General features: G+C 69.3%; 23 protein-coding genes and 1 tRNA gene. 11 read left to right on the forward strand and 13 right to left on the reverse strand.

The window, feature by feature from the left end:
* The first annotated feature begins 14 nt into the window (after window positions 1-14).
* Entirely contained in the window at window positions 15-677 is a 663-nt protein-coding gene (locus ACMGFI_RS12280; protein ID WP_436909955.1) for an ATP-binding protein, read from the forward strand.
* 434 nt (window positions 678-1,111) lie between these two features.
* On the opposite strand, the gene ACMGFI_RS12285 is transcribed toward ACMGFI_RS12280, so the two are convergent.
* From ACMGFI_RS12285 to ACMGFI_RS12315, 7 genes are all read right to left on the reverse strand, one after another.
* Window positions 1,112-1,657 (reverse strand): DUF6884 domain-containing protein, encoded by a 546-nt coding sequence (locus tag ACMGFI_RS12285; protein WP_436909957.1) that lies wholly within the window; start codon window positions 1,655-1,657, stop codon window positions 1,112-1,114.
* Window positions 1,650-2,564, reverse strand: a complete 915-nt coding sequence (locus ACMGFI_RS12290; protein WP_436909958.1) for a hypothetical protein — start codon at window positions 2,562-2,564, stop codon at window positions 1,650-1,652. The genes ACMGFI_RS12285 and ACMGFI_RS12290 overlap by 8 nt, the downstream gene beginning before the upstream one ends.
* The gene (locus ACMGFI_RS12295; RefSeq protein ID WP_436909959.1) at window positions 2,561-2,833 is read right to left on the reverse strand and encodes a hypothetical protein; all 273 of its coding nucleotides are present in this window, start codon (window positions 2,831-2,833) and stop codon (window positions 2,561-2,563) included. The genes ACMGFI_RS12290 and ACMGFI_RS12295 overlap by 4 nt, the downstream gene beginning before the upstream one ends.
* Complete coding sequence (locus ACMGFI_RS12300) at window positions 2,834-3,160, reverse strand: hypothetical protein (protein ID WP_436909960.1); 327 nt, start codon at window positions 3,158-3,160, stop codon at window positions 2,834-2,836.
* Window positions 3,157-3,576, reverse strand: coding sequence for a ribbon-helix-helix domain-containing protein (locus tag ACMGFI_RS12305; protein ID WP_436909962.1), 420 nt, complete (start codon window positions 3,574-3,576; stop codon window positions 3,157-3,159). The genes ACMGFI_RS12300 and ACMGFI_RS12305 overlap by 4 nt, the downstream gene beginning before the upstream one ends.
* A gap of 157 nt (window positions 3,577-3,733) precedes the next feature.
* Window positions 3,734-4,282: an SWIM zinc finger family protein gene (locus tag ACMGFI_RS12310; protein WP_436909963.1), complete on the reverse strand. Its 549-nt coding sequence runs from the start codon at window positions 4,280-4,282 to the stop codon at window positions 3,734-3,736.
* Window positions 4,283-4,527: 245 nt separating this feature from the next.
* Window positions 4,528-4,599: transfer RNA gene (locus tag ACMGFI_RS12315), tRNA-Ala, on the reverse strand.
* A gap of 229 nt (window positions 4,600-4,828) precedes the next feature.
* Here ACMGFI_RS12315 and ACMGFI_RS12320 point away from each other — a divergent pair.
* From ACMGFI_RS12320 to ACMGFI_RS12340, 5 genes are all read left to right on the forward strand, one after another.
* The gene (locus ACMGFI_RS12320; RefSeq protein ID WP_436909964.1) at window positions 4,829-5,428 is read left to right on the forward strand and encodes a DUF7287 family protein; all 600 of its coding nucleotides are present in this window, start codon (window positions 4,829-4,831) and stop codon (window positions 5,426-5,428) included.
* Between the two features lie 98 nt (window positions 5,429-5,526).
* Window positions 5,527-6,090 (forward strand): DUF7288 family protein, encoded by a 564-nt coding sequence (locus tag ACMGFI_RS12325; protein WP_436910237.1) that lies wholly within the window; start codon window positions 5,527-5,529, stop codon window positions 6,088-6,090.
* Complete coding sequence (locus ACMGFI_RS12330) at window positions 6,078-6,989, forward strand: DUF7261 family protein (RefSeq protein ID WP_436909965.1); 912 nt, start codon at window positions 6,078-6,080, stop codon at window positions 6,987-6,989. Before ACMGFI_RS12325 ends, ACMGFI_RS12330 begins: the two co-directional genes overlap by 13 nt.
* Window positions 6,982-7,542, forward strand: a complete 561-nt coding sequence (locus ACMGFI_RS12335; protein ID WP_436909966.1) for a DUF7266 family protein — start codon at window positions 6,982-6,984, stop codon at window positions 7,540-7,542. The genes ACMGFI_RS12330 and ACMGFI_RS12335 overlap by 8 nt, the downstream gene beginning before the upstream one ends.
* Window positions 7,539-8,312 (forward strand): DUF7289 family protein, encoded by a 774-nt coding sequence (locus ACMGFI_RS12340; protein ID WP_436909967.1) that lies wholly within the window; start codon window positions 7,539-7,541, stop codon window positions 8,310-8,312. The genes ACMGFI_RS12335 and ACMGFI_RS12340 overlap by 4 nt, the downstream gene beginning before the upstream one ends.
* A 28-nt stretch (window positions 8,313-8,340) precedes the next feature.
* On the opposite strand, the gene ACMGFI_RS12345 is transcribed toward ACMGFI_RS12340, so the two are convergent.
* Window positions 8,341-9,768 carry a DUF7289 family protein gene (locus ACMGFI_RS12345; protein ID WP_436909969.1) on the reverse strand — a complete coding sequence of 476 codons (1,428 nt, stop codon included), beginning with the start codon at window positions 9,766-9,768 and terminating at the stop codon, window positions 8,341-8,343.
* Between the two features lie 392 nt (window positions 9,769-10,160).
* Between ACMGFI_RS12345 and ACMGFI_RS12350 the strand changes: the two genes are divergently transcribed.
* The 4 genes from ACMGFI_RS12350 to ACMGFI_RS12365 are packed head-to-tail and all read left to right on the forward strand — an operon-like array spanning window position 10,161 to window position 12,744.
* Complete coding sequence (locus ACMGFI_RS12350) at window positions 10,161-10,625, forward strand: 30S ribosomal protein S15 (protein ID WP_436909970.1); 465 nt, start codon at window positions 10,161-10,163, stop codon at window positions 10,623-10,625.
* The gene (locus ACMGFI_RS12355) at window positions 10,626-11,792 is read left to right on the forward strand and encodes a hypothetical protein (RefSeq protein ID WP_436909971.1); all 1,167 of its coding nucleotides are present in this window, start codon (window positions 10,626-10,628) and stop codon (window positions 11,790-11,792) included.
* The gene (locus ACMGFI_RS12360) at window positions 11,789-12,097 is read left to right on the forward strand and encodes a KEOPS complex subunit Pcc1 (RefSeq protein ID WP_436909972.1); all 309 of its coding nucleotides are present in this window, start codon (window positions 11,789-11,791) and stop codon (window positions 12,095-12,097) included. The genes ACMGFI_RS12355 and ACMGFI_RS12360 overlap by 4 nt, the downstream gene beginning before the upstream one ends.
* Complete coding sequence (locus ACMGFI_RS12365; protein ID WP_436909973.1) at window positions 12,094-12,744, forward strand: 30S ribosomal protein S3ae; 651 nt, start codon at window positions 12,094-12,096, stop codon at window positions 12,742-12,744. The genes ACMGFI_RS12360 and ACMGFI_RS12365 overlap by 4 nt, the downstream gene beginning before the upstream one ends.
* 57 nt (window positions 12,745-12,801) lie before the next feature.
* Here ACMGFI_RS12365 and ACMGFI_RS12370 read toward each other — a convergent pair whose 3' ends face one another.
* From ACMGFI_RS12370 to ACMGFI_RS12390, 5 genes are all read right to left on the reverse strand, one after another.
* Window positions 12,802-13,266: a plastocyanin/azurin family copper-binding protein gene (locus ACMGFI_RS12370; RefSeq protein WP_436909974.1), complete on the reverse strand. Its 465-nt coding sequence runs from the start codon at window positions 13,264-13,266 to the stop codon at window positions 12,802-12,804.
* A 184-nt stretch (window positions 13,267-13,450) separates the two neighbouring features.
* Window positions 13,451-14,077 carry a hypothetical protein gene (locus tag ACMGFI_RS12375; RefSeq protein WP_436909975.1) on the reverse strand — a complete coding sequence of 209 codons (627 nt, stop codon included), beginning with the start codon at window positions 14,075-14,077 and terminating at the stop codon, window positions 13,451-13,453.
* Window positions 14,078-14,268: 191 nt separating this feature from the next.
* The gene (gene acs, locus ACMGFI_RS12380) at window positions 14,269-16,272 is read right to left on the reverse strand and encodes an acetate--CoA ligase (RefSeq protein ID WP_436909977.1); all 2,004 of its coding nucleotides are present in this window, start codon (window positions 16,270-16,272) and stop codon (window positions 14,269-14,271) included.
* 188 nt (window positions 16,273-16,460) lie between these two features.
* Entirely contained in the window at window positions 16,461-18,710 is a 2,250-nt protein-coding gene (locus ACMGFI_RS12385) for a bacterio-opsin activator domain-containing protein (RefSeq protein ID WP_436909978.1), read from the reverse strand.
* Window positions 18,711-18,867: 157 nt separating this feature from the next.
* Window positions 18,868-20,784 carry an acetate--CoA ligase gene (locus ACMGFI_RS12390; protein ID WP_436909980.1) on the reverse strand — a complete coding sequence of 639 codons (1,917 nt, stop codon included), beginning with the start codon at window positions 20,782-20,784 and terminating at the stop codon, window positions 18,868-18,870.
* 184 nt (window positions 20,785-20,968) lie between these two features.
* On the opposite strand from ACMGFI_RS12390, the gene ACMGFI_RS12395 reads away from it, so the two are divergent.
* Window positions 20,969-23,008 (forward strand): methyl-accepting chemotaxis protein, encoded by a 2,040-nt coding sequence (locus tag ACMGFI_RS12395; protein ID WP_436909981.1) that lies wholly within the window; start codon window positions 20,969-20,971, stop codon window positions 23,006-23,008.
* Window positions 23,009-23,050 lie beyond the last annotated feature (42 nt).

A 23,050-nucleotide genomic window follows, 5' to 3' on the forward strand; every position in this document is an offset into this window, starting at 1 on the left:
TACGGGAGGGACAGATGACTCACTGGGCGAACGACCCCAAACACCTGTTCATCGTGGGGGCCACGCAGACGGGCAAGACGACGACGGCGAAGGAGATATTCGCGGAGTCGGAGAGGGTCGGAATCTGGGTGAACGACCGCGGAAAACACCGCGTCGAGGGAGTGCAGACGCACGCGGCCGGCTCGTACCGCTCGCTCCGTGGGGTAAAGAAAGGGTTCGCTCGCGACGAGTCGCGGATCGAGTTCCTGCCGAGCGACCGCGCCGACGGCCTCGCGGAGTTGTCCGACTGGCTGTGGTCCGTCTCGGACCGGACCGACCGGAAGCTTCCGGTGACCGTCTATCTCGACGAGATGCACAAGGTCGCCCCGCAGTCCTCGAAGGACTACGGAAACCTCCCCGGCCGCGACGACGTGCGGGACATCACGAAAGAGGGCGAGAAGCGGAACATCAAGTTCGTCGGGATCTCGCAGGACCCGGTGAGCTTCGACAAGCAGAGCCTCCGACAGCGGAACTACCTGCTGTGCTACGAACTCGCCCGGGAACAGTCGGACTACCTCGCGGACTACGGCGCGTCGGTCGACGAGATCAACGCCCAGCCCGACTACGCGGGCGTGCTCTACGACCGCCAGGGCGAGGTGGTCGCGGAGGGCGTACAAGCGAAGGCGAAGTACGCATGATGGAGAGCTTCACGGCGGATCCGATGAACGTGAAAGACTTCGCCCTCGGGTTCTTCATCGCTCTGAGTCTCCGCAGAAAGCGTCTCTCCGCAGTGATCGAACGGTTCGTTCCGGCTGGAAAGTCTGAAAGCTAACCAGCCGGCCCTTCTACCGCCGCCGCAGGTCCGAGAGATGCGTCTGTCGCAGGTCCGTGAGCGCGTCGACAGCGCGGGCGTCGACACGGCTCAGGTGGTCGGTGTCGGTCATCGTTCAGTACTCCCCCGACGGACGCCAGCGGGACTTACCGCACCGCTCGCAGGCCCAGCACGGTTCAACACGTCTCGCGTGCCGGTCGTACCGGCGTGCCTTGGCCCATTGGTGACCGCGGAACCAGCAGACCGGACGCCGGAGTAGGCCGAACGATTTCGTCTCAAACGGGCCGTCTCTTTCGTCGGTCATCGCTCAGTTCCCGTGCCTACGTATCGCTGGTTGCACGGTCCTCCATCGGGAACTAAAGTCGTCTGACGGGTGGTTTCGACGCGGTCTTTCAACCAACCCATCTGCTCACCGATGCCACCCAGGTCGTTCTGCTGGAGTGGGAAGACGACGTTCGCCGGAACTCCCGCGTGGAACGTCTCGCGCTCTCGGAGCGGGTCGATGTACTTTTTCCCAGCGAGTACCACGATTTCGTCGACTTCCACGCCGTCGGCCTGTTCCCAGGCGATCCAGTCGATCAGGTCCATCCCGACTTCGTAAGCCAGCTCGTCGAGCGCGTCGTCGTCGAGGTCGTCGATGCTGGTCTCGTAGGGCCGTAGCTTCTGGTCGGGCCAGACGAGACCGTGCTCGGCCGAGAGGACAGCCCACTGGTCACCCAGCGTCTCCGCGTACTCGCGTTTCTTCTCGAAGTACGTGGAGGTGTAGAGGTCCTTAGCCGGCCACTTCTTGCCGTGGTCGCGGTCCCGCTTCGCGGCACCACAGCCGACGAGCACGAACTTAGTCATCGGCTGTAGCACCTCCGAACTCCGCGAGATTCCGCTGGTCTGTCCGCTTCTGAAAGTCGTCGTTGTAGTCCGTCAGCCGGTGGGTCGCCTGAACCAACATGGCGAACTCGAAGGCCCCGCCGACGGCGTTCTGGTACTGACCGTCGACGTGCCGGCACGGCTTCGCTCGCCAGTGCTTATCGAGGATCTGGTCGTTCTGAACCGCCTGCGACGGGCTGGAGTTGTCGACCGAGTCCAACAGCGACGGCCCCTCGCGGAGTGTCTCGACCAGCTCGTCGTCGAGGCCCCAACCGAGCCCGTGCGCGGTCGGCCCGTCGCCGACCTCGGTGCGGAACGCGAGGAGGCCGTCGATGCGCTCCTCCGGGCTGGCGTTCGCGAGCCCGCCGAGCATGTATCGGTGGGACAGGTGCGACTCCTCGATGATCGGGTAGACCTCGGCGACGTGCTCGTCGTACGGCGGTTGCAGCGGGACGTAGGCCCGCGGGTGCTCCTCCCGGTCGTGGAGGTCGGCAAACTCGCGGATGCTCTCAGTGGTTGCCTCCTGGTCGTGGAGGTAGTCCTTCGCGACGACCGCGGTCGCGTGCCGCTCGACCGCGTGGGCGAGCACATCCTCGTTCGTGAGGTCCTCGCCGATCGCGGAGTCCATGATCCGATCCTGCGACCGCCAGAACGACGCGGGGTAGCACTCCGCGGCGTTCTGAAGCCGGTACGGCCACGGGTGCTTGAGTGACGACGCGGCGTAGATATCGAGCGGGCAGGCGTCGAGAAGTACCTCCAGCCGTCGGAAGTACCCGAGCCCGAGTCCCGCGTCGAAGGTCTCCAACTCGTCGGTACTCGCTCGGAACTCGTCGGGGTCGTTCGCGACCCGTCCGTGACGGTCGACCGATCGGTCAGTGCCGCCCGTCATCGGTGCGTCACCACCTCTGCCTCGGCGTCAGGGACATCCTGACCGCGGCTGGCGTGATCCTCGCAGACCCACACAGGACGCACCTTGGTCGCGATGAAGACGCCGTGTTCGTTCACGCGAGAGTCGACGCGTTTCCAGACCGCTTTGACGGCGGTCTCGCCGCATTTCCCACGTCCGTAGGACTCCGTCCACTCGCACTTTTTCTTCGGCTTCTGGTCCGCGATCTCCGCATCGTCTGCCGACTCAACTCGCTCAGTATCGTCCGCCATCTAAGCGTCACCTCCGAGCGTCCGGGCGTCGTCGTGTCTCTGGACCACGACGCCGGCGTGGCCGGCGCAGTTGTCGTTCCACGTGTCCAGATTCTCGAAGTAGACGACGGTTTCGGCGTCCTTCTCGCAGCCGTGATACTCACACTCTCCTTCGGGCTCGGGCGCGTCGATCTCGATGCTGACGTTGACCTGCATCGGGTAGTCGGCGCCGTTGACCGCGGCGTCGAGGAGCTGCGTCAGGTCCTCGGCGACCAGCATGAACCCAGACGGCTGGTTCAGCCGGAACGAACGCTCAACACCGTTCACAGACTTACCGCCCTCGGTCATGAGTTCCTCCGGATCTCGCGGACCTTTATCCAGCCGTCACCCTGGTAGCCGGGTGGACCGTGGTTCGTCTTGATGTATCCGCGCTCTTGGAGCGGGTACAGGATCTCCGACCGGACGCCGGTTTGGTCGTATCCGAGTTTCTGCGACAGCCGATTCTCCGCAACGCCGAGGCGGACGGTCGCCTTCCCGCGCCGGTTCGTGTAGGAGACAAGCCACCGGTACGCCTTCGCGAGTTCGTCGTCATCGGGAACGTCGAGATCGTCGCCCTGGTCGATCCGCGCTTCCATCATCTGGCGGAGCGCTTCGGACCGTGAGACGCTGATAGCCTCGTCGAAGTCTTCAACGAGGCTCTCGTCGGCTCGGAACTTGACCTGCTTCCGCCGCCGGCTCTCGTCGTCGTTCTGCATCCGCGCCATCAGACCCACCTCCGACTGGTACACATCTCGGGGCGGGTGGTACCAGGGGGTAGCACCTCCGCCGTGTTGCGATTCTGGTCGCGACTCGGAGTGTGGGTACCACGCCCCCCGGGGATGCTGGAAGGTGGCTTCGTGCGCGGGTGGGCGGGCGCGGGGCTCACCGCTCGACACCTCCGACCTTGTCCCGGGCTCGGCGGAGTAGGTTCCCGACCGTGCCGGGCGCGCGGTCGGTGTGGTCGGCGTACTCGCGGACGCCGACGCCCGCGATCTCGCACACCAGGTAGGCGTCCATCTCCGCGCCGGTCATCTCGGTGAACTCGTCGGGATCGGCGTCGAGGTCGAGCCACGCGGGCGGGTGGCGGTACTCGCGCCCGGTATCGACGTGCTCGACGACGAGTCGGCCGCGACACCAGCGCCACCAGAGGCGCGCGACGTGGGCGCACCACTCTCGGTACTGGTAGCCCCGGCAGTCGCAGTCAGCGACGAGCGTGCGGCCCGTGAGCGCCCACGTGACGCGGTGGGGCTCGTCGCCCTCGGAGAGCCACACCATGCGCTCGGCTGCGTTCACGGCTCCGCCTCGGCCCGTCTCGCGCTGTGCTCGCTGCCAACTCGTCGACAGCGTCCACTTCGGCGGGAACGTTAGCCCGGTTCCGGGGTCGATCCGATCGGGGAAGTCGACGGGCCCGCCGCTCTCGGCCCGGCTCACGGCCGACACCTCCCGTCGTCGAGCGCGTTACACTGCTGGTGGTCGTGGTCGATCCACCCGCCGCAGTAGTTGCAGACTGGCCGCCAGTCCCTCGCGCGATCGCCGGACGGCGGCGACCCGCGTTCGGGATCCGAACGCCCTCGCTTTCGAGAGGGAACGGCCGACTGACTGGAAGTGTCGATATCGGCCGCGTCAGAAACTGTCTCCGGGTCGAGTCGGATACCGCCACGGCGGCGGTCTGTGAGTGGACTCGCCGGGATTTGAACCCGGGGCCTTCCCCGTGCCAGGGGGATGATCTACCACTGATCTACGAGCCCGCACGCAAATTACGGTTACCGGGACTGTTTCATAAACCCATCGAAGCACCGGAGCCTCGCCAGCGACTACCACGCGTTATGTAATATTTCCGATCGTGGTGGTATCAATTTCTGAAACGAGGGGCCAACGGATATAACCGGGAATCCCATTCCACACGACAGGCACGGTCCGGTTCGGGCGTCGTTCGGGGGACGAAAGCGACGCCGGGACCGCCGTCGGAGACACACGATGTCAGCAAACGGGGACACCACCGGGTCCGCCGTCCGGGACGGGGGACCACGACGAGTCAGGGGTAGCGAGCGGCGCGGCCGGCGCGGGCAGACGACGCTGGACTTCGCGATCGGGATGAGCATCTTCCTGCTGGCGCTGACGTTCGCGCTGGCGTTCGTGCCGGGGATGTTGGACCCGTTCTCGGACGGCGGCCAGTCGGAGACGCCGGCGACCAACCGCGTCGCGGACGACCTCACCCAGCGGTCGCTGGGCAACGCGACCGCGCCGTACGTGCTCGACGGCGAGTGCACCCGGGCGTTCTTCGACGAGGGGTACTCGCGGTGCGGGTTCGACGGCGACCCCATCCAGCAGCGGGTCGGCGTCCTCGACCGGACGCCGGTGAACGTGACGATCAGCGGCGACCTGGGGTCGAGCGAGGACGCGATCCTCTGCTGGGACGACAGCGCCTCGGAGCTCGTCGAGTGCTCGGGCGCGGGCGGCGAGACCGTTCTCGCCGACGGGTCGAATCCCGCGGGCAGCGGCGGGAAGACGGTCAGCGCCCAGCGGGTCGCGCTGCTCGACGGATACGACGTCACGGTGCGGGTGGTGATGTGGTGACCGTCCGTCGACCGCCGGACGGCGGACGACCGGCCAGGCCGCCGTGCGACCGGGGACGGAGCGACCCGGGGCGAAGCGACCGGGGACAGGCCCACACGCTGGAGGGCGTGGTCTCGGCGTTGATCGTGCTGTCGGCGGTCGTGTTCGCCCTGGAGATGACGGCGGTGACGCCGCTGTCAGCGAGCACGTCGAGCCAGCACATCGAGAACCAGCAGGGGGCGACGGCTCGGGGGGTGCTCGCCTCGGCCGCCGAGACGGGCGCGCTCGAACGCGCGGTGCTCTCGTGGAACGATGAGAGCGAGCAGTTCCACCACGCGCCGGACGCGGGCCACTTCACGACCGGGGCGCCGCCCAACCGCTTCGGGGAGATGCTCGAACGGTCGTTCGACCGCCAGGGTATCGCCTACAACGTCTACCTGCGTTACCAGGGCGCGGACGGACGGATCCGGACCCGGGAGTACGTCGACCAGGGCGCGCCGAGCGACCACGCGGTCCGGGCGACGTGGGCGCTGTCGCTGATGGCCGACGACGAGATCCGCGACGGGAACGGCGACCCGACGGGGACGACGGTCAGCGACGAGTCGACGTACTTCGCGCCGCGGCAGTCGAGCGCCGGGGTCTACAACGTGATCAACGTGGAGGTGGTCGTGTGGCGGATCTGAGGCCGCGTGCCGACCGCTGGGACCGCCGGGACCGCCGCGGACAGATGATCCTGGTCGGGGCGTTCGCGCTGGCCGTCGCGTTCGTCGCGCTGGCGCTGGTGATGAACGCCGCCATCTACACGGAGAACCTGGCGACGCGCAGCGAGTCCGCCGAGACCGCGAACGCCCACGCGTTCCACCGGGCGACGGCGACGATGGCGGCCGACTCGTTCCGCTACGCCCACGACGCACACAGCGGCGACCGCGACGCCCTCAACCGGAGCGTCCGGGACTCCGTCGAGGTGTACTACAACGCGACGCGGCGCCAGCAGGCGGCCCACGGGCAGATCACCAACGTCAGCGTCGCCCGGACGAACCCGGGCGTCAACGTCACGGACACCGACGGTACGTTCGGGTCCGACAGCGGCCTCGACGACTGGGACGTGGCGACGGACGTGCGGCAGTTTCACACGTTTCGCCTCGACGTGAAGGGGTGGCCCGACCCCGACAGCGACGACCTCCAGGTCGTCGCCGGCGATAGCGAAACCTGGTTCATGAACGTCTCGCACGACGGGTCGTCGTACACGGTCGGCGTCAACGATTCGGGGACGTACTCGGTGTGTGACTCGACGATAACCGGCGACTTCACCGTCGACTTCGCGGCGGGCACCGTCGACGGGGACGACTGTGACGCGCTCGACCTGGAGGGGGTGTCCGGTCCGTACGACCTCCGGTTCGAGAACGGGTCGGTCGCGAGCGGCGACTACACGATGGTCGTCGACGGGACCGCCGGCTCCGAGGTGACCGACGCCCAGAAGACCGAGATACTCTACTCGATGGAGGTCGACCTCGTCTACTGGTCGCCGGACCTCCGCTACCGGTCGACGGTTCGGGTCGGGCCGGGTGAGAGACGTGGGTAGCCCTCCGCCGCGGCCCCGCCGGCGCCCGGGGAGTGGTGACGACGGTCTGCACGACGGCAGCCCGGACGACGGCGGCCTCCCGAGCGCGAACCGCGGCCAGTCGACGGCGCTCGAGTACACGCTCGCGCTGGCGGTCGCGTCGCTGGTCATCACCGGACTGCTGGTGACGGCGGGGGACTTCGTGACCCAGCAGCGCTCGGAGGTCGTCCGGACGGAACTCGGCGTCGTCGGCCAGCAACTCGCCGGCGACGTCGTCGCCGCGGACAGGCTCGCGCGGGCCGGCGCGAGCACGGAGACCGTCGCGGTCAACGCGTCGCTCCCGGGGACTGTCGCCGGCGCGGGCTACAATATCGAGGTGGCCGACACCGGGTCGGGCCAGTGGTTGAACCTCTCGACGGCCGACCCGTCGGTCAGCGTGTCGGTCCGGTTCGAGACCGACACGGCGGTGGCGACCGGCTCGGTCTCCGGCGGCGACGTCAGCGTGGTCTACGACGAGGGCGAGCCCGGCGACCCCGACGAGCCCGACGACCCGCACCTGGAGGTGCGCGGATGAGCGGACCCGTCGACGGCGAGCGCGGCGTGAGCGACATCGTCGGGTTCGTGATGGTCTTCGGGATGATCGCGACCGTCGTCGCGATCGTCTCGCTGTCCGGGCTCGCCGGACTCGAAGCCGCCCGCGACGCCCAGCAGACCGACAACGCCGTGCGCGCGATGGAGGTCCTCTCGGACAACATGGGCGACATCGCCGAGCGCGGGGCGCCCAGCCGCGCCACCGAGATCAGCCTCGAGGACGCGTCGCTCTCGCTCGGAGAGGAGACGGTCGTCACCGTCCGCGACCCGGACCGGGGCCCGGGGGACCCGTCGTTCCTAGAGAACCGGACCCACAAGATCCATCCGATCGTCTACGACGACGGCGACACGGAGCTCGTCTACGTGATGGGCGCCATCTTCCGCGACGACCCGCGGGGCGGTACGGTCGTCCAGTCGTGGTCGCCGGTGTTCGACGAGGAGCGGACCATGATCCCGGTCGTCACGACCGTCTCGGCGACCGACACCCGCCAGCAGCTCCAGAGCTCGACGGTCCTGGTCCGGGCGCGGGCCAACGAACGGCTGGTCCCGGTGGCCGACGACGAGGGCACCTACGACGACGTGTGGATCAACGTCACCTCCGACAGGAGCGACCTCTGGTTGAAGATGCTCGGCCGGGACCCGGCCCTGACCTGTTCCCCGTCTGGGACCGACACGGTCACCTGCCACCTCGACGACCCGCCCGAACAGCTCTACGTCACCGAAGTCCGGATCGCGGTCGAGCTGAAGCCCTGACGCGGCCGCGGGCGACCGAGCCGTCCGGTCACTTGCCGGTGACGTTGACGGGGTTCTCGGTCACGTGGAGGTAGGTGACCGGTGTCACGTCGCCGGTCAGTTCGAGGTCGGTGTTCGCGACGCTGGGGTCGTAGTCGAAGTCGTTGGGGTTGCCGTTGACCGTGACACTCTCGCAGACGGCGCCGCCGACGATGTTCGGCTCGACCGCCCCGCCGCCGTTCATGTTGCAGTCCGAACCGGGCGCGTACAGCAGGCCGACGAACCTGAAGTTCCCGTTGCCGTTGACCGCGCCGTTCGAGTGCATGACCACCGAGAGGTCGCTCGCCTGCCCGCCGTTGTTGTGGAAGTCGTTCGATCCCATGGTGAAGGACTTGCCGACGAGGACCGTCGTGTTGTGGTCGCTGTCGATCGTGATCTCGCTCGGGCTGAAGTTCTCGTCGACGACGATCGTGACGTCGTCGCCGGGGTTGTCGATCTCGATCGACTCGGAGAGATACGAATCCGTGAAGTAGGTGTCCCCGCTCGTGATCGTGATGGGGTCGCCGGAGGGGAGGTCCTCGCAGGCGTCGGCGTCGCTCTCGCACTCGTCGATGCGGTCCTCGATGCGGTCGTCGACGAGCGGGTAGTTGACGCCGGTCGCCGACCGGTCCGGCGGGTCGTCGTCTTCGCCGTTCATCCGGATCCCGCCGGGCTGGGTCGTCGCGAGGACCTGGTCGTAGCCCTCGTCGAACGGGACGACCAGTTTCGCGCGGGCGGTCCCCCTGGCGTGGTCGTAGCTGACGTTGCCCTCGGTCCGCTGGGCGAAAAAGCGCCCCCACGCCTCGTAGTACTCGCTGTGGACGGTGACGTTCACGTGGCCCGACTCCAGCGGGTTGGTGAAGTGGGGGTCGGCGGTCGCGTTCGGGTAGCGGACCCGGGTCGGCCCGGCCTTGCTGACCGTCGCGCCCGACCCGAGGGTCGGCGTGCCGCTCACGGTGATGATCGGCAGCGTCAGGGTGGCCCCCCGGAAGTGAAACTCCGGCGGCGAGAGCATGGTCGCCCCCGCCTCGGTCCCCTTCCAGACCCCGCCGCCCTGATAGGCGATCGTCCGGTCGCCGTTCTCGTAGCGGACGGCGCCCAGCGTCACGTTGGTGAGCGTCTTCCGCTCGTCGGCGGTCCGGTTGTAGATGGTGACGTTCATCCAGCCCACCGAGTCGTCGACCCCGTAGGCGGCGCCGGGGACGGTCGACAGATCGACGCCCTGGCGGCTCGTCCCGCCGAGCGCGACCATCGCGCTCCGCGAGTCGAACTGCGTCAGGGTCTTCTCCGCGCGGCCCGTGTCAAGCTGCCCGCGCGTGTCGTCCAGCGCCGTCGCACCGACCGTCAGAACAACAGCGGTCCCCCCGACGACGATGGCGAACAGCAACACGACCCCCAGTACGCTGCTCACTCCCCGCCTGTCGTGACTCGTCGGCATCTGTCCACCGTTCCGCTCCGTCCTCAATAAGCGCGCGGACCCTGATATCAAATCTGAGAATGGAGTGGTAATATCAATTATATTTCCGCCCGTTCGAGGTCCGACGGCGTCTCGGGGCGCGGATGCGGACATCGATGGATCCCGCGGCGGGTCGGTCCGTGACGGTCGGGACGGCCGCCGCGGACGATAGAAACCGTTTAGTGTCGCAAGCGGGACTCTCCGGTGGGAACGCACGACCGCAAATCTGACTCGCTGTGTACTTGCACAGCTCGGGATTGCGGCCGTGTTCGCGCCGATCGACCGTTTCGCCTCCGCGAAACGCGCGGCGCACACACGCATCGCGCGGTCTCGCAGACCGCCGACCAGCGGTCAGTCGCGTTCCAACCAGACACATGGCACGAATGCACACCCGCCGTCGCGGCTCGTCCAGCTCGGACAAGCCGGCGGCAGACGAACCCCCGGAGTGGAGTGACGTGGACGAGGACGCCATCGAGGAGCGCGTCGTCGAACTCGCCGAGCAGGGCCACGACCCGAGCCAGATCGGCCTGAAGCTGCGCGACGAGGGCGTCAACGGGACGCCCGTCCCGGACGTCTCCCTCGCCACCGGCAAGAAGATCACCGAGATCCTCGAGGAGCACGACGCCGAGCCGGAGCTGCCGGAGGACCTGCGCAACCTGTTCGAACGGGCCGTCCGCCTGCACGAGCACATGGACGACAACCCCGGCGACCACCAGAACAAGCGCGCGCTCCAGAACACCGAGTCGAAGATCCGCCGCCTGGTCGACTACTACCGCGGCGACGAGCTCGACGAGGAGTTCACCTACAGCTACGACGAGGTCGCCGAACTCCTCGAATAGATGTCAGCCACCGCCCGCTCCGAGGACGCCCCCGCCGCCGGCGAACTCGCCGGACGGCTCCGCGAGGCCGGCTTCGTCCGGCTGGTCGGCGCCGCGACCGGCGACGCCTTGGCCGCCAGCGGCGTCCTCGCGCGGGCGCTGGCCGACCGCGACCGACCGTTCCAGGTCTCGGTCGCGGACCTCCCTGCCGACGCCGAGCGCGCCACCGACGCCGACCTGACCGTCGCCGTCGGACGCGCCGACCCGGTCGCCGACTGCTCGATCGCCGCCGGCGCGGAGCCGGCCAGCGAGACGGCCTTCGCGGTCGCGCGCGAACTCGACGCGGAGCCGGACGTGGCACTCGCGCTCGCGGGTTGCGTCGCCGACGGACGCGCCGTCGGCGGGGCTGTCGCCGAGGCCGCCGAGGCTGCGGGGATCGAACGCCGACCGGGCGTGGCCGTCCCGACGACCGACCTGGTCGACGGACTCGCCCACTCGACGCTCGTCCGCGCGCCGTTCTCGAGTGACCCCGAGGCGGTCGCCGCGGCGCTCGACGCCGCGGGAGTCGCCGTCGACGACGCCGAGGCGGACGAACCACGGGTCGACGCGGCGACTCTCGACGAGGCGGCCCGCCGGCGGGTCGCCTCGCTGGTCGCGCTGCGGACCGTCGGCGACGATTCGGTCCCGCCGCGGGGCGGGCACGCCGTCGAGCGGGCGCTGCGCCCCTTCGACGGGGGCCCGTTCGCGACGGTCGGCGGCTACGCCGACGTGCTCGACGCCGTCGCCCGGGAACGACCCGGCACCGGCGTCGCGCTCGCGCTCGGTCACGACGTGGAGGAGGCCGCGCTCGACGCGTGGCGCGCCCACGCCCGTCGCGCGCACGCCGCCGTCGGCGACGCGACGACCGGCCGCTACGACGGGCTGTTCGTCGCGCGCGCGGAGACGGCCGACGCACCGGTCGCCACGCTCGCACGGCTCGTCCACGCCTACCGCTCGCCCGAGCCCGTGACGCTCGCCGTCACGGAGGGCGCGGCGGCGCTCGTCGCCGACGACCGGGACCTCGGACCGATCCTCTCGACGGCCGCCGAGGGCGTCGACGGCCGTGCGGCGGCGACCGGAACGACCGGCCGCGCCCGCTTCGACGTGGAGACCGGCGCGTTCATCACCGCGGTCAGGGAGGCGCTATGAGACGGGCGACGATCACGACGGCTCACGGCGACGACGACGCCGCCGAGCGGGTCGCCGCTGCCGTCGCCCCCGACAACACCGCCGAGATGGCGACGCGGGTCGAGGGCGAGGCGGTCGTGACGACGGTCGCCCGCGATGGCACGCGCGGCCTGCGGTCGACGGTCGACGACTACGTCGTCAACTGCCGGGTCGCGGACCGACTCGGCGCGGAGGGCGGACCGGACCACGGGACGGGCGGCGAATCGGACCACGAGACGGACAGCACAGCGCGGACAGACGACACCGACACAGACACCAACACATGAGCGAACGATCAGTTTCACGACGCAAGCAGGAGAAGCGATGGTACACCCTTATCGCTCCCGAGCAGTTCGACCGGGAGGAGCTGGGCGAGACCGTCGCGGACGAACCGGACAAGGTGCTCGGCCGCACCATCGAGACGACGCTGGGCGAGCTGCGCGGCGAGGCCAGCGAGAACAACACCAAGCTGACCTTCAAGGTCAACGAGGTCGCCTCGGACTCGGCGTACACCGAGTTCATCAAACACGAGCTGACGCGGGACTACCTGCGCTCGCTCGTGCGCCGCGGCTCCTCGAAGATCGAGGCGTACATCACCGTCCTCACCGAGGACGACTACCGCGTCCAGATCCAGCCCGTCGCGCTCACTACCAAGAGCGCCGACGAGAGCCAGGAGAAGGCGATCCGCCGTCAGATGATCGATCTCGTCGAGGAGAGCGCCCGGGAGCGCACCTACGCCGAACTCGTCGACAGCGTCGTCGAGGGACGGCTCTCCTCGGCCATCTACAACGAGGCGAAGACGATCTACCCGCTGCGCCGCGTGGAGATCCAGAAGCTGACTCTCGAGGCCCGCCCCGAGGAAGTCGCCGCCGAGGAGGAGACCTCCGTCGACGTCGAGGAGGACGAGGTCGCGGTCGACGAATCCACCGACTGACGGCGTACGCGTTCCGATTTTCGATTTCTTTCGGCCCGCCGACCCGACGCCCGCGAGCTACGCGTCCGTCGACGTGCTCGTCTCGGACCCCGGGGCGGTCGCGTCCTCGCTGACGAGGACCGTCCCGACCATGCCGCTGGCCTCGTGGGGGATACAGAAGTAGCTGTGCGTGCCGACGGTCTCGAAGGTGCGCTCGTAGGTCTCGCCCTCGTAGAGCGCCCCCTCGTTGCCGCCGAGCCACCCCTCCTCGGCGGCGGCCTGGGAGTCGAACTCGCCGGTCGCCCAGAACTCGGCGTCGTCCGGGATCCCGTCCTCGTATGCGGTGACGGTGTGGGCGTGGGAACTCGTGTTCTTCCAGCGGACGGTGGTGCCCGGCGGCACCTCGACCTGCGCCGGGGTGAACTTCCGGGTGGTCATCCCCACGTCGTAGTCCCCGGAGTCCGCGCTTCCCTGTCCGCAGCCGGCCAGCGTGGTCGCGACGGCGACGCCGCCCAGGCTCCCGAGGAACGCCCGTCTGTCCATGTTCCGGTCTCGGTTCTCCGCCCAAATAGAGGGCTCGGTATCGAACCGTCCCGGCGTTCGCGAGCTACGCGAGGGCTCGCTGGAGGGTGTTCAGTTCGTGGTGCAAATTGAATATCTGCGAGCGGAGCGAGACATAGACGTGACGGACAGATTCCCGGTTTCTGTCAATAGGGTGCCCAATTTGTCAGTAACACTCTAAGAGTACACCGTTTTCGCGCGGATCGGGTTCGGGCGCGGTACGAATAGCCTCGTACCGTTCCGCAGTCCGCCAGACCGCTTCGGGAGTCAGGAGGTATCTGACGGCGTAGGGCGCGCCGTCGAAGTGGCCAGGCGTCCCGTCACCAGTGTGGTCGACTCGCCCGGATACTAAGGCGAAATCTGACTTGACGATCACTGCGGTGTCGGTGAGTTGAGTCACTTCCGGCTCGATCTCCAGAACGAGCTCGTGAATCTTCTCGCCGTATCCCTTCCACTCCTGCCACTGATACGCCTTCTCATAGTCCGCGACGTACTCGGCTAGTGCGGCCTCGTCATCAAGTGATTCCGGTGGCTCCGGGACGGATGGGATGTCATCTCGTTCGGCGTCGTCAACAAGTGGTTCGTCGGGACAGTTCCGTGGCGTAGAGATCGGTTCAGTCGTGTGTGTAGCGGTCTGTGTCAGTGACTGTCTTACTGGCGGCGACGATTGTCTCGTTCCCTTGACTGTAGTCGCGGGAGTAGGCGACTCAGATGAGTCAGACGAGCATCCGCTAATGGAGAAAGAGATTGCCGCTCCGAGCGCCGAGAGAAAACCGCGTCGTGATAGCTCCATATCAAGACTGATCTTGCGTTCAGTAAATACTTTGTCTGTACTAAGCATCCGCCGAGCGAAGCGAGGCGGTTCCTCGCGGCGAGCGAGTGAAACGAGCGAGCCGCGCTTTTTCACCCATGTTTTTGGCCGGGGGGTTCCCGCAGTGAGGCCGAAGGCCGAACGAGGAAACCCCCTGGCGAAAAAGATGGTTCTTAGTCGTCGCCGTGGACCTGGTCGCGGATCTCCTCGGGGACGCTCGGGTCACGCAGCGTCGTGGTGTCGCCGAGTTCGTCGCCGTTGGAGATGTTCTCCAGCAAGCGGCGCATGATCTTGCCCGAGCGGGTCTTCGGCAGGTCGTCGACGAAGACCACGCGAGCGGGGCGGGCGAACTTCCCGATCTCGTCCTCGACCGCCTCGACGATGCGGTCGCGGACCGCCTCGTCGCTGGCGGAGACGCCCTCGCGGACGACGACGTACACGTCGGGCACCTCGCCCTTCTCGTCGTGGTCGCGGGCGGCGACGGCGGCCTCGGCCACGTCCTCGACCTCGGAGACGGCGGATTCGAGCTCCATGGTCCCGAGGCGGTGCCCGGCGACGTTCATCACGTCGTCGAGGCGGCCGAGCACGCGGAAGTAGCCGTCCTCCTCGTGGACGGCGCCGTCGCCGGCCTTGTACACCCAGTCCTCGGGGTCGGAGCTGTCGGTGTCCGAGAAGTCCTGCCAGTACTCCTCGATGAACCGCTCGTCGTTGCCGTAGACGGTCTGTAACATCCCGGGCCAGGGCTTCTCGATGACGAGGTTGCCCGCCTTGCCGCTGGCGGGCTCCATCGGCTCGCCGCTGTCGTCGTAGAGGGCGGGCTGGATGCCCGGGGCCGGCAGGCCGGCCGAGCCGGGCTTCATGTCCTTCAGCGCGGGGAGGTTCGTGATGAGGTGGCCGCCGGTCTCGGTCTGCCACCACGTGTCGACGATGACGGCGTCCTCGTCGCCGATGTGCTTGTAGTACCACAGCCACGCCTCGGGCTGGATGGGCTCGCCGACCGTGGTCATGTGGCGGAAGTCGAAGTCGTAGTCCTCGACGTACTCCGAGCCCCACTTCATGAACATCCGCACGGCCGTCGGCGAGGTGTGGAAGATGTCTACGTCGTAGCGCTCGGCGATCTCCCAGATGCGACCCTTGTGGGGGTGGTCCGGCGTGTCCTCGTACATCACCGAGGTCGTCCCGAGCGAGAGGGGGCCGTAGACGATGTAGGAGTGGCCGGTGATCCACCCGATGTCGGCCGCGCACCAGTAGGTGTCCTCGGGCTCGATGTCGAGCACGTACTTGCTGGTGGCGGTGACGTAGGAGAGGTAGCCGCCGGTGCGGTGCTGGCAGCCCTTCGGCTGGCCCGTGGTCCCGGAGGTGTACATGAGGAACAGGGGGTCCTCGGCGTCGCGGGAGACGGGGTCGACGCGGGCGCGCTCGTTGTCGGCCAGCAGGTCGTCGGCCAGCACGTACGGGTCGTCGCTGCCGATCTCCACGTCCTCGTGGAGCTCGTCGTGGCGGGTCCAGAGGACGACCGTGTCGACGTCCGAGTCGGCCAGTTCCAGGGCCTCGTCGCACTTCTCCTTGTGGTTGAGGAACTCGCCGCGGCGGTAGTAGCCGTCGCAGGTGACGACCACGTCGGAGTCGGCGTCGTCGATGCGGTCGGCCAGCGCCTGCGCGGAGAAGCCCGCGAACACCTCCGAGTGGGGCGCGCCGATGCGGGCGCAGGCCAGCATCGTCACCGGCAGCGCGGGGAGCATCGGGAGGTGGCAGGTGACCACGTCGTCCTCCTCGACGCCCACGTCGCGCAGGGCGGCGGCGGTCTCGTTGACGCGGTTGTACAGGTCCTGGTAGGTGATCGTCTCGCGCTCTTCGGCGTCGGTGCCCTCCCAGATGAACGCCGCCTGGTTCTTGCGCTCGTCGAGGTGGCGGTCGATGCAGTTGTACGAGGCGTTGAGTTGCCCGCCCGTGAACCACTCGTAGAACGGCGGGTTCGAGTCGTCGAGCACCTCGTCCCAGTGTTCGTCCCAGTCGAGGAGTTCGGCGTACTCCTCGAAGGCCTCGGGGTAGTTCTCGTCGAAGCGGTCGTAGATCTCCGGGTCGCTGACGTTGGCCTGACCGACGAACTCCGTCGGCGGCCGGAAGTACTCCTGTTCGGTCAGCCGGGATTCGAGGGGGGAGCCGTCCTCGGACATGGCTATCGACCCCTCCCTGTGACCCGTCGCGACCGGTGGCAGTCACTCCGTGACATGGTTCGTCCCCGATATCACCCAGGAGACTCTTAAGCGAACCGTCTAACTATCTATGTTGACACCTGTCACGGTCGGCGACGACCGCCGGAGGGAGCCGCGGTATCCGCGGCCGGTACCGGACGACCGACCTGTCACTCGTCGTCGAAGAACGCGGTGAGCAGTTTCTGCTGGGCCTTCCGGAGGTGGTTGTGGAGCGTCGGCGAGGAGACGCCGATGGAGTCGGCCAGTTCCTCGGCGGTCGAGCCCCGCGGCCACTCGAAGTAGCCGGCGAGGTAGGCCGCCCGCAGGACCGACTGCTGCTTGTCGGTGAGGTCGTCCTCCAGCGAGCGGCGGAAGCCGTCGGTCGTCTGGACGGGCCGTTCGACCTCCTGTTTCGAGAACAGCGCCGACTCCGAGAAGGCCGACTGGAAGCCGTTGAAGACGGTCCGCACGTCGGTCTCGGTGGTGAACTCGGCGGTGACGCGCTGGGCGCCGTCCTCGACGGTGAACTCCGTGACGTGGCCCCCGAGTTCGGTGAGCGTCGTCGCGGGCTCCTCGCCGGCGACGACGAACTCGACGAGGTAGCGCTCGCCGTAGTCGCGGATCAGCCGCGCGTTCTCGATGCCGGCGGCGTCGTCGGCAAACTCGACGACGTCCTCGGGGGAGGCGCCGCGCATCGTCACGAAGTACAGCAGGCTCCCGCCCTCGCCGGGGACCAGGCCCTGGAGTTCGAACGCCGCGCCGAGGTCCCGGTTGGCCGCGACGAAGAACGCGCGGTCGCTCTCGACGCGGAACTCCAGCTCGGTGACGCTGTCGGCCAACAGCAGGTTCCGGCGCTTGATGTCGGTGATCGCCTGGCCGACCCCCCAGCCGAGGCTGGCCAGCAGGTCGCGTTCGGCGCTCCCGAAGGCCCCACTCCCGGTCGCGCCCAGCGCGAGCAGGCCGTGGGTCGTGTCACCGTACGTGATGGGGACGACGGCGACGGCGTCGACGTCCGGCCCGTCGCCGTCGGTCTCGAGCGGTCCGGGCGGCGCCCCGCGGTCGTTCGCGGCGAGGATCCGCACGTCGCCCGGCTGGCCGGCGGCGACGCCGTGGATGTCGATATCGTCGGTGGCGACCTCGGCCAGCGCCTCCGCGGTCGCCTCGTCGATCCCGGTCCAGGCCGTCGAGACGACGCCCCGGTCGCCGGTCGCCGAGCCGACCCACGCGAACCCGTAGCTGTCGGTCGCGGCCAGCCGCTCGCAGACCCCCGAGGCGACCTCCGTCCGCTTGGACGCCCCCGCGAGCACCTCGGCGACCGCCCCGAGCGCGCCGATCGCGTCCGCGACGCGCGCCGGGACCGCCGGCTCCGCCGCCCCGTCGCCGGTGGGCCCGCCCGAATCCGTGGCCGCGCCCTCCCCGCTCGGGGTCCCGTGTCCGTTCGCGGCCGCGTCGATGGTGCCGTCGACCGGCCGAGCCGCACCCGCGGCCCCGTCGCCGCCGCGCTCGACGAACGCGGCCACGTGACTGCCTCGCCGCCCAGCGGTGTCGTGCAGCGGCGCGGCGACCTGGACGACGCGGACGGGGTCGCCGTCGGGGCGGGCGAGCCGAACGGGTTCCGTCCCGCCCGCCTCGCTCGGGGGACTGGGATCGCCGTGATACAGCGCGGCCACGGGCTCGCCCGCGAACTCGGCGCCGGGCGCGTCCGTCAGCGCGGCGAGGCCGTCGTTGGCGAACGCCACGGTCCCGTCGCCGTCGGTGACGACCAGCGGGAGGTCGGCGCTCGCGAGCGCCCGCCCCAGGTCCCGGGGCGTCCACCCGGCGGCGGAGTCGCCGAGGCCGGCCCGTTCGAGCGCGTCGAGGACGGCCTCGATCCCCACGGGGTCGAGGTGGCGACACAGCGCCTCCAGCCCGTCCCAGGGACCGATCGCGAGGACGACCCGGGGATCCAGCCCCGCCTCGTGGACGAGGCGGCGGGCGTAGTACCCCCGCAGATCCGCCGAGGAGACCCGCCGGAGGCGGTCGTCGCCCGTCCGGTCGGCCGCGCGCTCGCCGACCTCCCCGACGACCATCTGGATCCGCCGCGGCGTCACGTCGACGACCCGCTCGTCGTCGCCGATCCCGCGCTCGTTGACGTACCGGTCGACGGCCGACCGCACGTCGACCGGGACGTAGGCGTCCCTGACGGCCTCGCCGCCGCCGTCGACGACCGTCAGGAGGTGGTGGGTCCCCGCGCGCGTCGGGACGGTCCGCAGATCCGCCGGCCGGACCCGTGCCACCTCCGCCGGCCGGAGACCGACCTCGCCGCAGAGCCGGACCACCACGGCCTCCCGGTAGGTGGCCGCCGCCCGTCGCAACCGCTCGTACGCGGCGCTCGTCAGCGGTTCCGCGCCGGCGTCGACCTCCTTGCTACGCTGTCCCATGATCGTCGTTTCGCGGAGACGGTCGCTTGCGAAATAAAGCTTCGCCAGAACGGCGCGGTTTCCCCGGTCACGCAGTCGAAAATCCGTTTCCGACCAGGTATTCACGGCTTAGCGCGCTTCGGAGAGTGCGAAATCCCCGAAACGGGAGAGGAGCGGATCACTCGCGGTCGAGCGCCGAGCGGATCTCGCCGACGATCTCGGGGTTGCGAAGCGCGCTGGTGTCGCCGAGCTCGTCGTCGTCGGCGATGTCCTTGAGCAGGCGCCGCATCAGCTTGCCCGAGCGGGTCTTCGGGAGTTCGGGCGTGAACACGAACGTCTCGGGGACGGCGAAGGCGCCGATCGAGCGCTCGACGCTGTCGGTGATGCGCTCGCGGAGGTCCCGCTCGGCCTCGTGGTGCTCGTCGGTGCTGACGAAGGCGTAGACGGAGCCCTCGCTCCCGTCGCGCACGTCGACGACGGCCGCCTCGGCGACGCCGGGGACGTCCGCGATCGCCCGTTCGAGCTCTGTCGTGCCGAGGCGGTGGTTACCGACGGTGACCGTGTCGTCGATCCGCCCGAGGACGGTGACGTAGCCGTCGTCGTCGATGCGGGCCACGTCCTCGGTGACGTAGCGCCACTCGTCGGCCCGCTCGTCGCCCGACAGGTCCAGCGGCATCCCCGGCCAGGGCCGCGTGACGGCGAGGCGCCCGCCCTCGGCGGCCGTCGTCTCCGCGCCGCCGGGGCCGACCACGGCCACGTCGATCCCGGGCAGCGGCGGCCCGGTCGACCCCGGCTTCATCCGGTCGACGCCGGGGAGCGTCGACAGCAGGATCGCGCCCGTCTCGGTCTGCCACCAGGTGTCGACGACGGGACAGTCCCCGCCGCCGACGTGTTCGTAGTACCACCACCAGGCGCTGGGGTTGAGCGGCTCGCCGACCGACCCGAGCAGGCGCAGGCTCGACAGGTCGTGCGAGTCGGGGTGCTCGGTGCCCCACTTCATGAACGCGCGGATGGCCGTCGGCGCCGTGTAGAACACGTCGACGGCGTTGCGCTCGATGAGTTCCCAGACGCGGTCCTTCTCCGGGTGGTCGGGCGTCCCCTCGTAGAGCATCGTGGTCGTCCCGAGGGCGAGCGGGCCGTACACGAGGTAGGTGTGGCCGGTGATCCACCCGATGTCGGCCGAACACCAGTAGGTGTCCTCGGGCTTCAGATCGAGGACGGCGTGGCTCGTCCACGCCGCGTGGGCGAGGTAGCCGCCCGTGGTGTGTCTGACCTCGCTGGGTTCGCCGGTAGTCCCCGAGGTGTAGATGACGAACAGGGGGTCGTTGGCGGCCCGCGCGACGGGGTCGACCTCGGCGCCGCGGTGGGCGGCGACCAGGTCGTCGTAGGCGCGGTCCTCGTCGCCGACCTGAACGCTCTCGTCGTCGAGCCGCTCGACGACCACCGTCTCGGTCACCTCGTGGGACACCGACAGCCGCGCGTTGTCGGCCTTGTTCTTCTGGTGGATGGCGTTGCCCCGCCGGTAGTAGCCGTCGCACGTGACCAGGTACTCCGAGTCGGCCCGCTCCATGCGGTCGGCCAGCGCCCCCGCGGAGAAGCCCGCGAACACGACGTTGTGCGGCGCGCCGATGCGGGCGCAGGCCAGCATCGCGATCGGCAACTCGGGGATCGCCGGCATGTAGAGGGTCACCACGTCCCCCTCGCCGATGCCCAGCGACCGGAGGCCGGCGGCGAACTCGTTGACCTCGTGGTACAGGTCGAGGTAGGTGTAGGTCCGCCGCTCGCCCCGCTTGCCGATCCACTTGATCGCCGCCTGGGTCTTGCGCTCGTCGAGGTGGCGGTCGACGCAGTTGACCGCGGCGTTCAGCTCCCCGCCGGGGAACCACCGCCGGCGGTCGCCGGTCGCCTCGTAGGTCGTCGCCGGCGGTTCCAGCCAGTCGAGCATCTCGCCCGCTCGCCCCCAGCAGTCGGGCCACTCGCCGTCGAACGCCGCCGCGTCCGCGGCCGAGACGTTGGCCTGCTCCGCGAACGCGGCCGGCGGGTCGACCCCTTCCCGGTCGCGCGGGTTGGTCTCGACGACCGAGTCGTCGTCCATCCCGTGGGACTGGCGCGGGCAACGACATAAATGATCCGCGCGAGACCGGGGGACGGACAGCGGTCGACCCCGAGTCGCAGAGCCGAACGCGTCCGCCACCCGGTCCAGCAGGCCGAAATCCGTTATCTCACGCGATAATTTGCCCCGTGAGTTTTTGTAGGGGTTCGTTGTTGGGTTCGGCACGATGACACGGCGCACACCGGAGTCGATACTCCGCCGGGTCCGCGAGCGGATCGGCGGCAGGAAAGGGTCGCGAGCCGAGGCGGGCGGGGATCCGCGGGCGGAGCCCGACGGCGACTCGGGCGTCGAACCGGACGGCGGGTCGGTGGTCGGGACCCGCGGGGGCGGTCCGTTCGGGGACCGCTACGACCCCGATCTCGACGCGCTCGAATCGGTGTACGGCGACGCCGATCTGACGGCCGCGGGCGACCGACACGTCCGCGATCCAGCCGGGTTCGACGCCGACGAGGTCGGTGCGCTCGTCGACGAGTACCGCGAGGCCGGCATCGACGCGGGGTCGTTCGCCGCCTCCCAGCGGGTCGTGACCGAGGCCCTGGTCGACGCCGTCTTCGACCGGCTCCGCGAGGACCTCGACGAGTCGAGCCACGGTGCCCTTGCCGAGGCCCGTACTGACCTGCAGGACGGGCTCGCGCGGACGACGGACGTGTTCGCGGCCGGCGCCGCGGCCTACGAGGAGCGGGCGGGGAGCGACTCCGGCGGCGCGGAGGGGGCCGCCGCCGCGGCCGAGACCGACGCCACAGACCCGGAAGCCGCCGGCGAGGGGGCGGGTGCCGGCGGGCTGGATTACCACGACGTGCTCCACCACATCGGGACGCCGCTGTTCGTCCTCGACGCGGAGGGGGAGATCCTGACGTGGAACGCACAGCTCGAACAGCTGACCGGCGTCTCCGAGGCCGAGGCACAGGCCATGGAGATGGCCAGCATGGCCTTCTACCCCGACGGCCGCCGCGGCAAGACCCTGGCCGACAAGGTGCTCGACGCGCCCGAGCGGACCCACGAGGAGTACGACGTGCCGAAGGTCGAGGAGGCCTCTTTCACCCTCTATCGGGACACGAGCGTCATGCAGGACCAGCACGGCGAGGAGGCCCACATCTCCTTCTCGGCGGCACCGATCTACGAGGACGGCGAGGTGATCGCCGTCGTCGAGATGGTCCAGGACCGCACCGCGGACGTGCTCCGCCACGAGCGGACCTCCGACCTGGTGACCGAGCTGGAGGAGACCATGCAGGCCATCCAGGCGGGCGACCTGGACGCCCGCGCCTCCTTCGACAACGCGGAGGGCCACGTCGACGCGTCGCTACTCCAAGTCGTCGACGAGCTCAACGAGATGGCGAGCACGCTCGCGGATCTGATCGAGCGGGTCGACGACAACGCCGGCGACCTCGCCGCGGCGACCGACGAGTCGGCCGACGCCGCCGACGAGATCGAGTCGGCGGTCACCGAACAGAACCGGATCCTCGCCGAGGCCGCCGAGGACATCCAGGACGTGAGCGCGACGATGGAGGAGATCGCGGCCACGTCGAACCAGGTGTCGGCCGCCGCCGGCCGCGCCAGGGAGGCCGTCGAGGACGGCGAGCGCGCCGGCGAGCGCGCCCAGGCCGTCACGGACGAGCTCACCGACACCAGCGACGAACTCGTCGACGACGTGACCGAGCTGGAGGAGCGCATGGACGAGGTCAGCGAGATCATCGAGATCATCGCGGACGTGGCCGAGCAGACGAACATGCTCGCGCTGAACGCCAACATCGAGGCGGCCCGCGCCGGCGAGTCCGGCGAGGGGTTCGCCGTCGTCGCCGACGAGGTGAAGACGCTCGCCTCCGAGACGAGCGAGCACGCCGACGAGATCGCCCGCACGGTCACGGAGATCCAGTCGCAGGCCACCGAGACCGTCGACAGCGTCCGGGCGTCCAGCGCCCAGATCGAGCAGGCCGAGCAGGGGATCGGGGAAGCGCTCGACGCGCTCGACGAGATCGCCGAGGCCGTCGACGAGACCGCCGACGGCATCGAGGAGGTCGCCGACGCCAACGACAGCCAGGCCGACGCCATCGAGGGCGTCACGACCACCATCGAGGAGGCCCGCGACCACGCCGAGGCCGCCGAGACGGCCGCCCGCCGCATCGTCGAGACGACCGACTCCCAGACCGAGTCGGTCCGGGACCTGGTCGACAGCGTCGACCAGCTCCACGGCGCCGACCGCCGCTGAGGCGGTCGCTCGACGGCGTTTTCTCGCCGAAAAGGTCCAGTC

The sequence above is a fragment of the Halosimplex marinum genome, assembly GCF_051414075.1.
Classification (GTDB): domain Archaea; phylum Halobacteriota; class Halobacteria; order Halobacteriales; family Haloarculaceae; genus Halosimplex; species Halosimplex marinum.

What these genes read in the sequence shown, in the direction of transcription:
- ACMGFI_RS12280 (WP_436909955.1), top strand. Translation starts at nt 15, where the DNA reads ATGACTCACTGGGCGAACGACCCCAAACACCTGTTCATCGTGGGGGCC.
- ACMGFI_RS12285 (WP_436909957.1), bottom strand. Translation starts at nt 1,657, where the DNA reads ATGACTAAGTTCGTGCTCGTCGGCTGTGGTGCCGCGAAGCGGGACCGC.
- ACMGFI_RS12290 (WP_436909958.1), bottom strand. Translation starts at nt 2,564, where the DNA reads ATGACGGGCGGCACTGACCGATCGGTCGACCGTCACGGACGGGTCGCG.
- ACMGFI_RS12295 (WP_436909959.1), bottom strand. Translation starts at nt 2,833, where the DNA reads ATGGCGGACGATACTGAGCGAGTTGAGTCGGCAGACGATGCGGAGATC.
- ACMGFI_RS12300 (WP_436909960.1), bottom strand. Translation starts at nt 3,160, where the DNA reads ATGACCGAGGGCGGTAAGTCTGTGAACGGTGTTGAGCGTTCGTTCCGG.
- ACMGFI_RS12305 (WP_436909962.1), bottom strand. Translation starts at nt 3,576, where the DNA reads ATGGCGCGGATGCAGAACGACGACGAGAGCCGGCGGCGGAAGCAGGTC.
- ACMGFI_RS12320 (WP_436909964.1), top strand. Translation starts at nt 4,829, where the DNA reads ATGTCAGCAAACGGGGACACCACCGGGTCCGCCGTCCGGGACGGGGGA.
- ACMGFI_RS12340 (WP_436909967.1), top strand. Translation starts at nt 7,539, where the DNA reads ATGAGCGGACCCGTCGACGGCGAGCGCGGCGTGAGCGACATCGTCGGG.
- ACMGFI_RS12345 (WP_436909969.1), bottom strand. Translation starts at nt 9,768, where the DNA reads ATGCCGACGAGTCACGACAGGCGGGGAGTGAGCAGCGTACTGGGGGTC.
- ACMGFI_RS12350 (WP_436909970.1), top strand. Translation starts at nt 10,161, where the DNA reads ATGGCACGAATGCACACCCGCCGTCGCGGCTCGTCCAGCTCGGACAAG.
- ACMGFI_RS12355 (WP_436909971.1), top strand. Translation starts at nt 10,626, where the DNA reads ATGTCAGCCACCGCCCGCTCCGAGGACGCCCCCGCCGCCGGCGAACTC.
- ACMGFI_RS12360 (WP_436909972.1), top strand. Translation starts at nt 11,789, where the DNA reads ATGAGACGGGCGACGATCACGACGGCTCACGGCGACGACGACGCCGCC.
- ACMGFI_RS12365 (WP_436909973.1), top strand. Translation starts at nt 12,094, where the DNA reads ATGAGCGAACGATCAGTTTCACGACGCAAGCAGGAGAAGCGATGGTAC.
- ACMGFI_RS12370 (WP_436909974.1), bottom strand. Translation starts at nt 13,266, where the DNA reads ATGGACAGACGGGCGTTCCTCGGGAGCCTGGGCGGCGTCGCCGTCGCG.
- ACMGFI_RS12375 (WP_436909975.1), bottom strand. Translation starts at nt 14,077, where the DNA reads ATGGAGCTATCACGACGCGGTTTTCTCTCGGCGCTCGGAGCGGCAATC.
- acs (WP_436909977.1), bottom strand. Translation starts at nt 16,272, where the DNA reads ATGTCCGAGGACGGCTCCCCCCTCGAATCCCGGCTGACCGAACAGGAG.
- ACMGFI_RS12385 (WP_436909978.1), bottom strand. Translation starts at nt 18,710, where the DNA reads ATGGGACAGCGTAGCAAGGAGGTCGACGCCGGCGCGGAACCGCTGACG.
- ACMGFI_RS12390 (WP_436909980.1), bottom strand. Translation starts at nt 20,784, where the DNA reads ATGGACGACGACTCGGTCGTCGAGACCAACCCGCGCGACCGGGAAGGG.
- ACMGFI_RS12395 (WP_436909981.1), top strand. Translation starts at nt 20,969, where the DNA reads ATGACACGGCGCACACCGGAGTCGATACTCCGCCGGGTCCGCGAGCGG.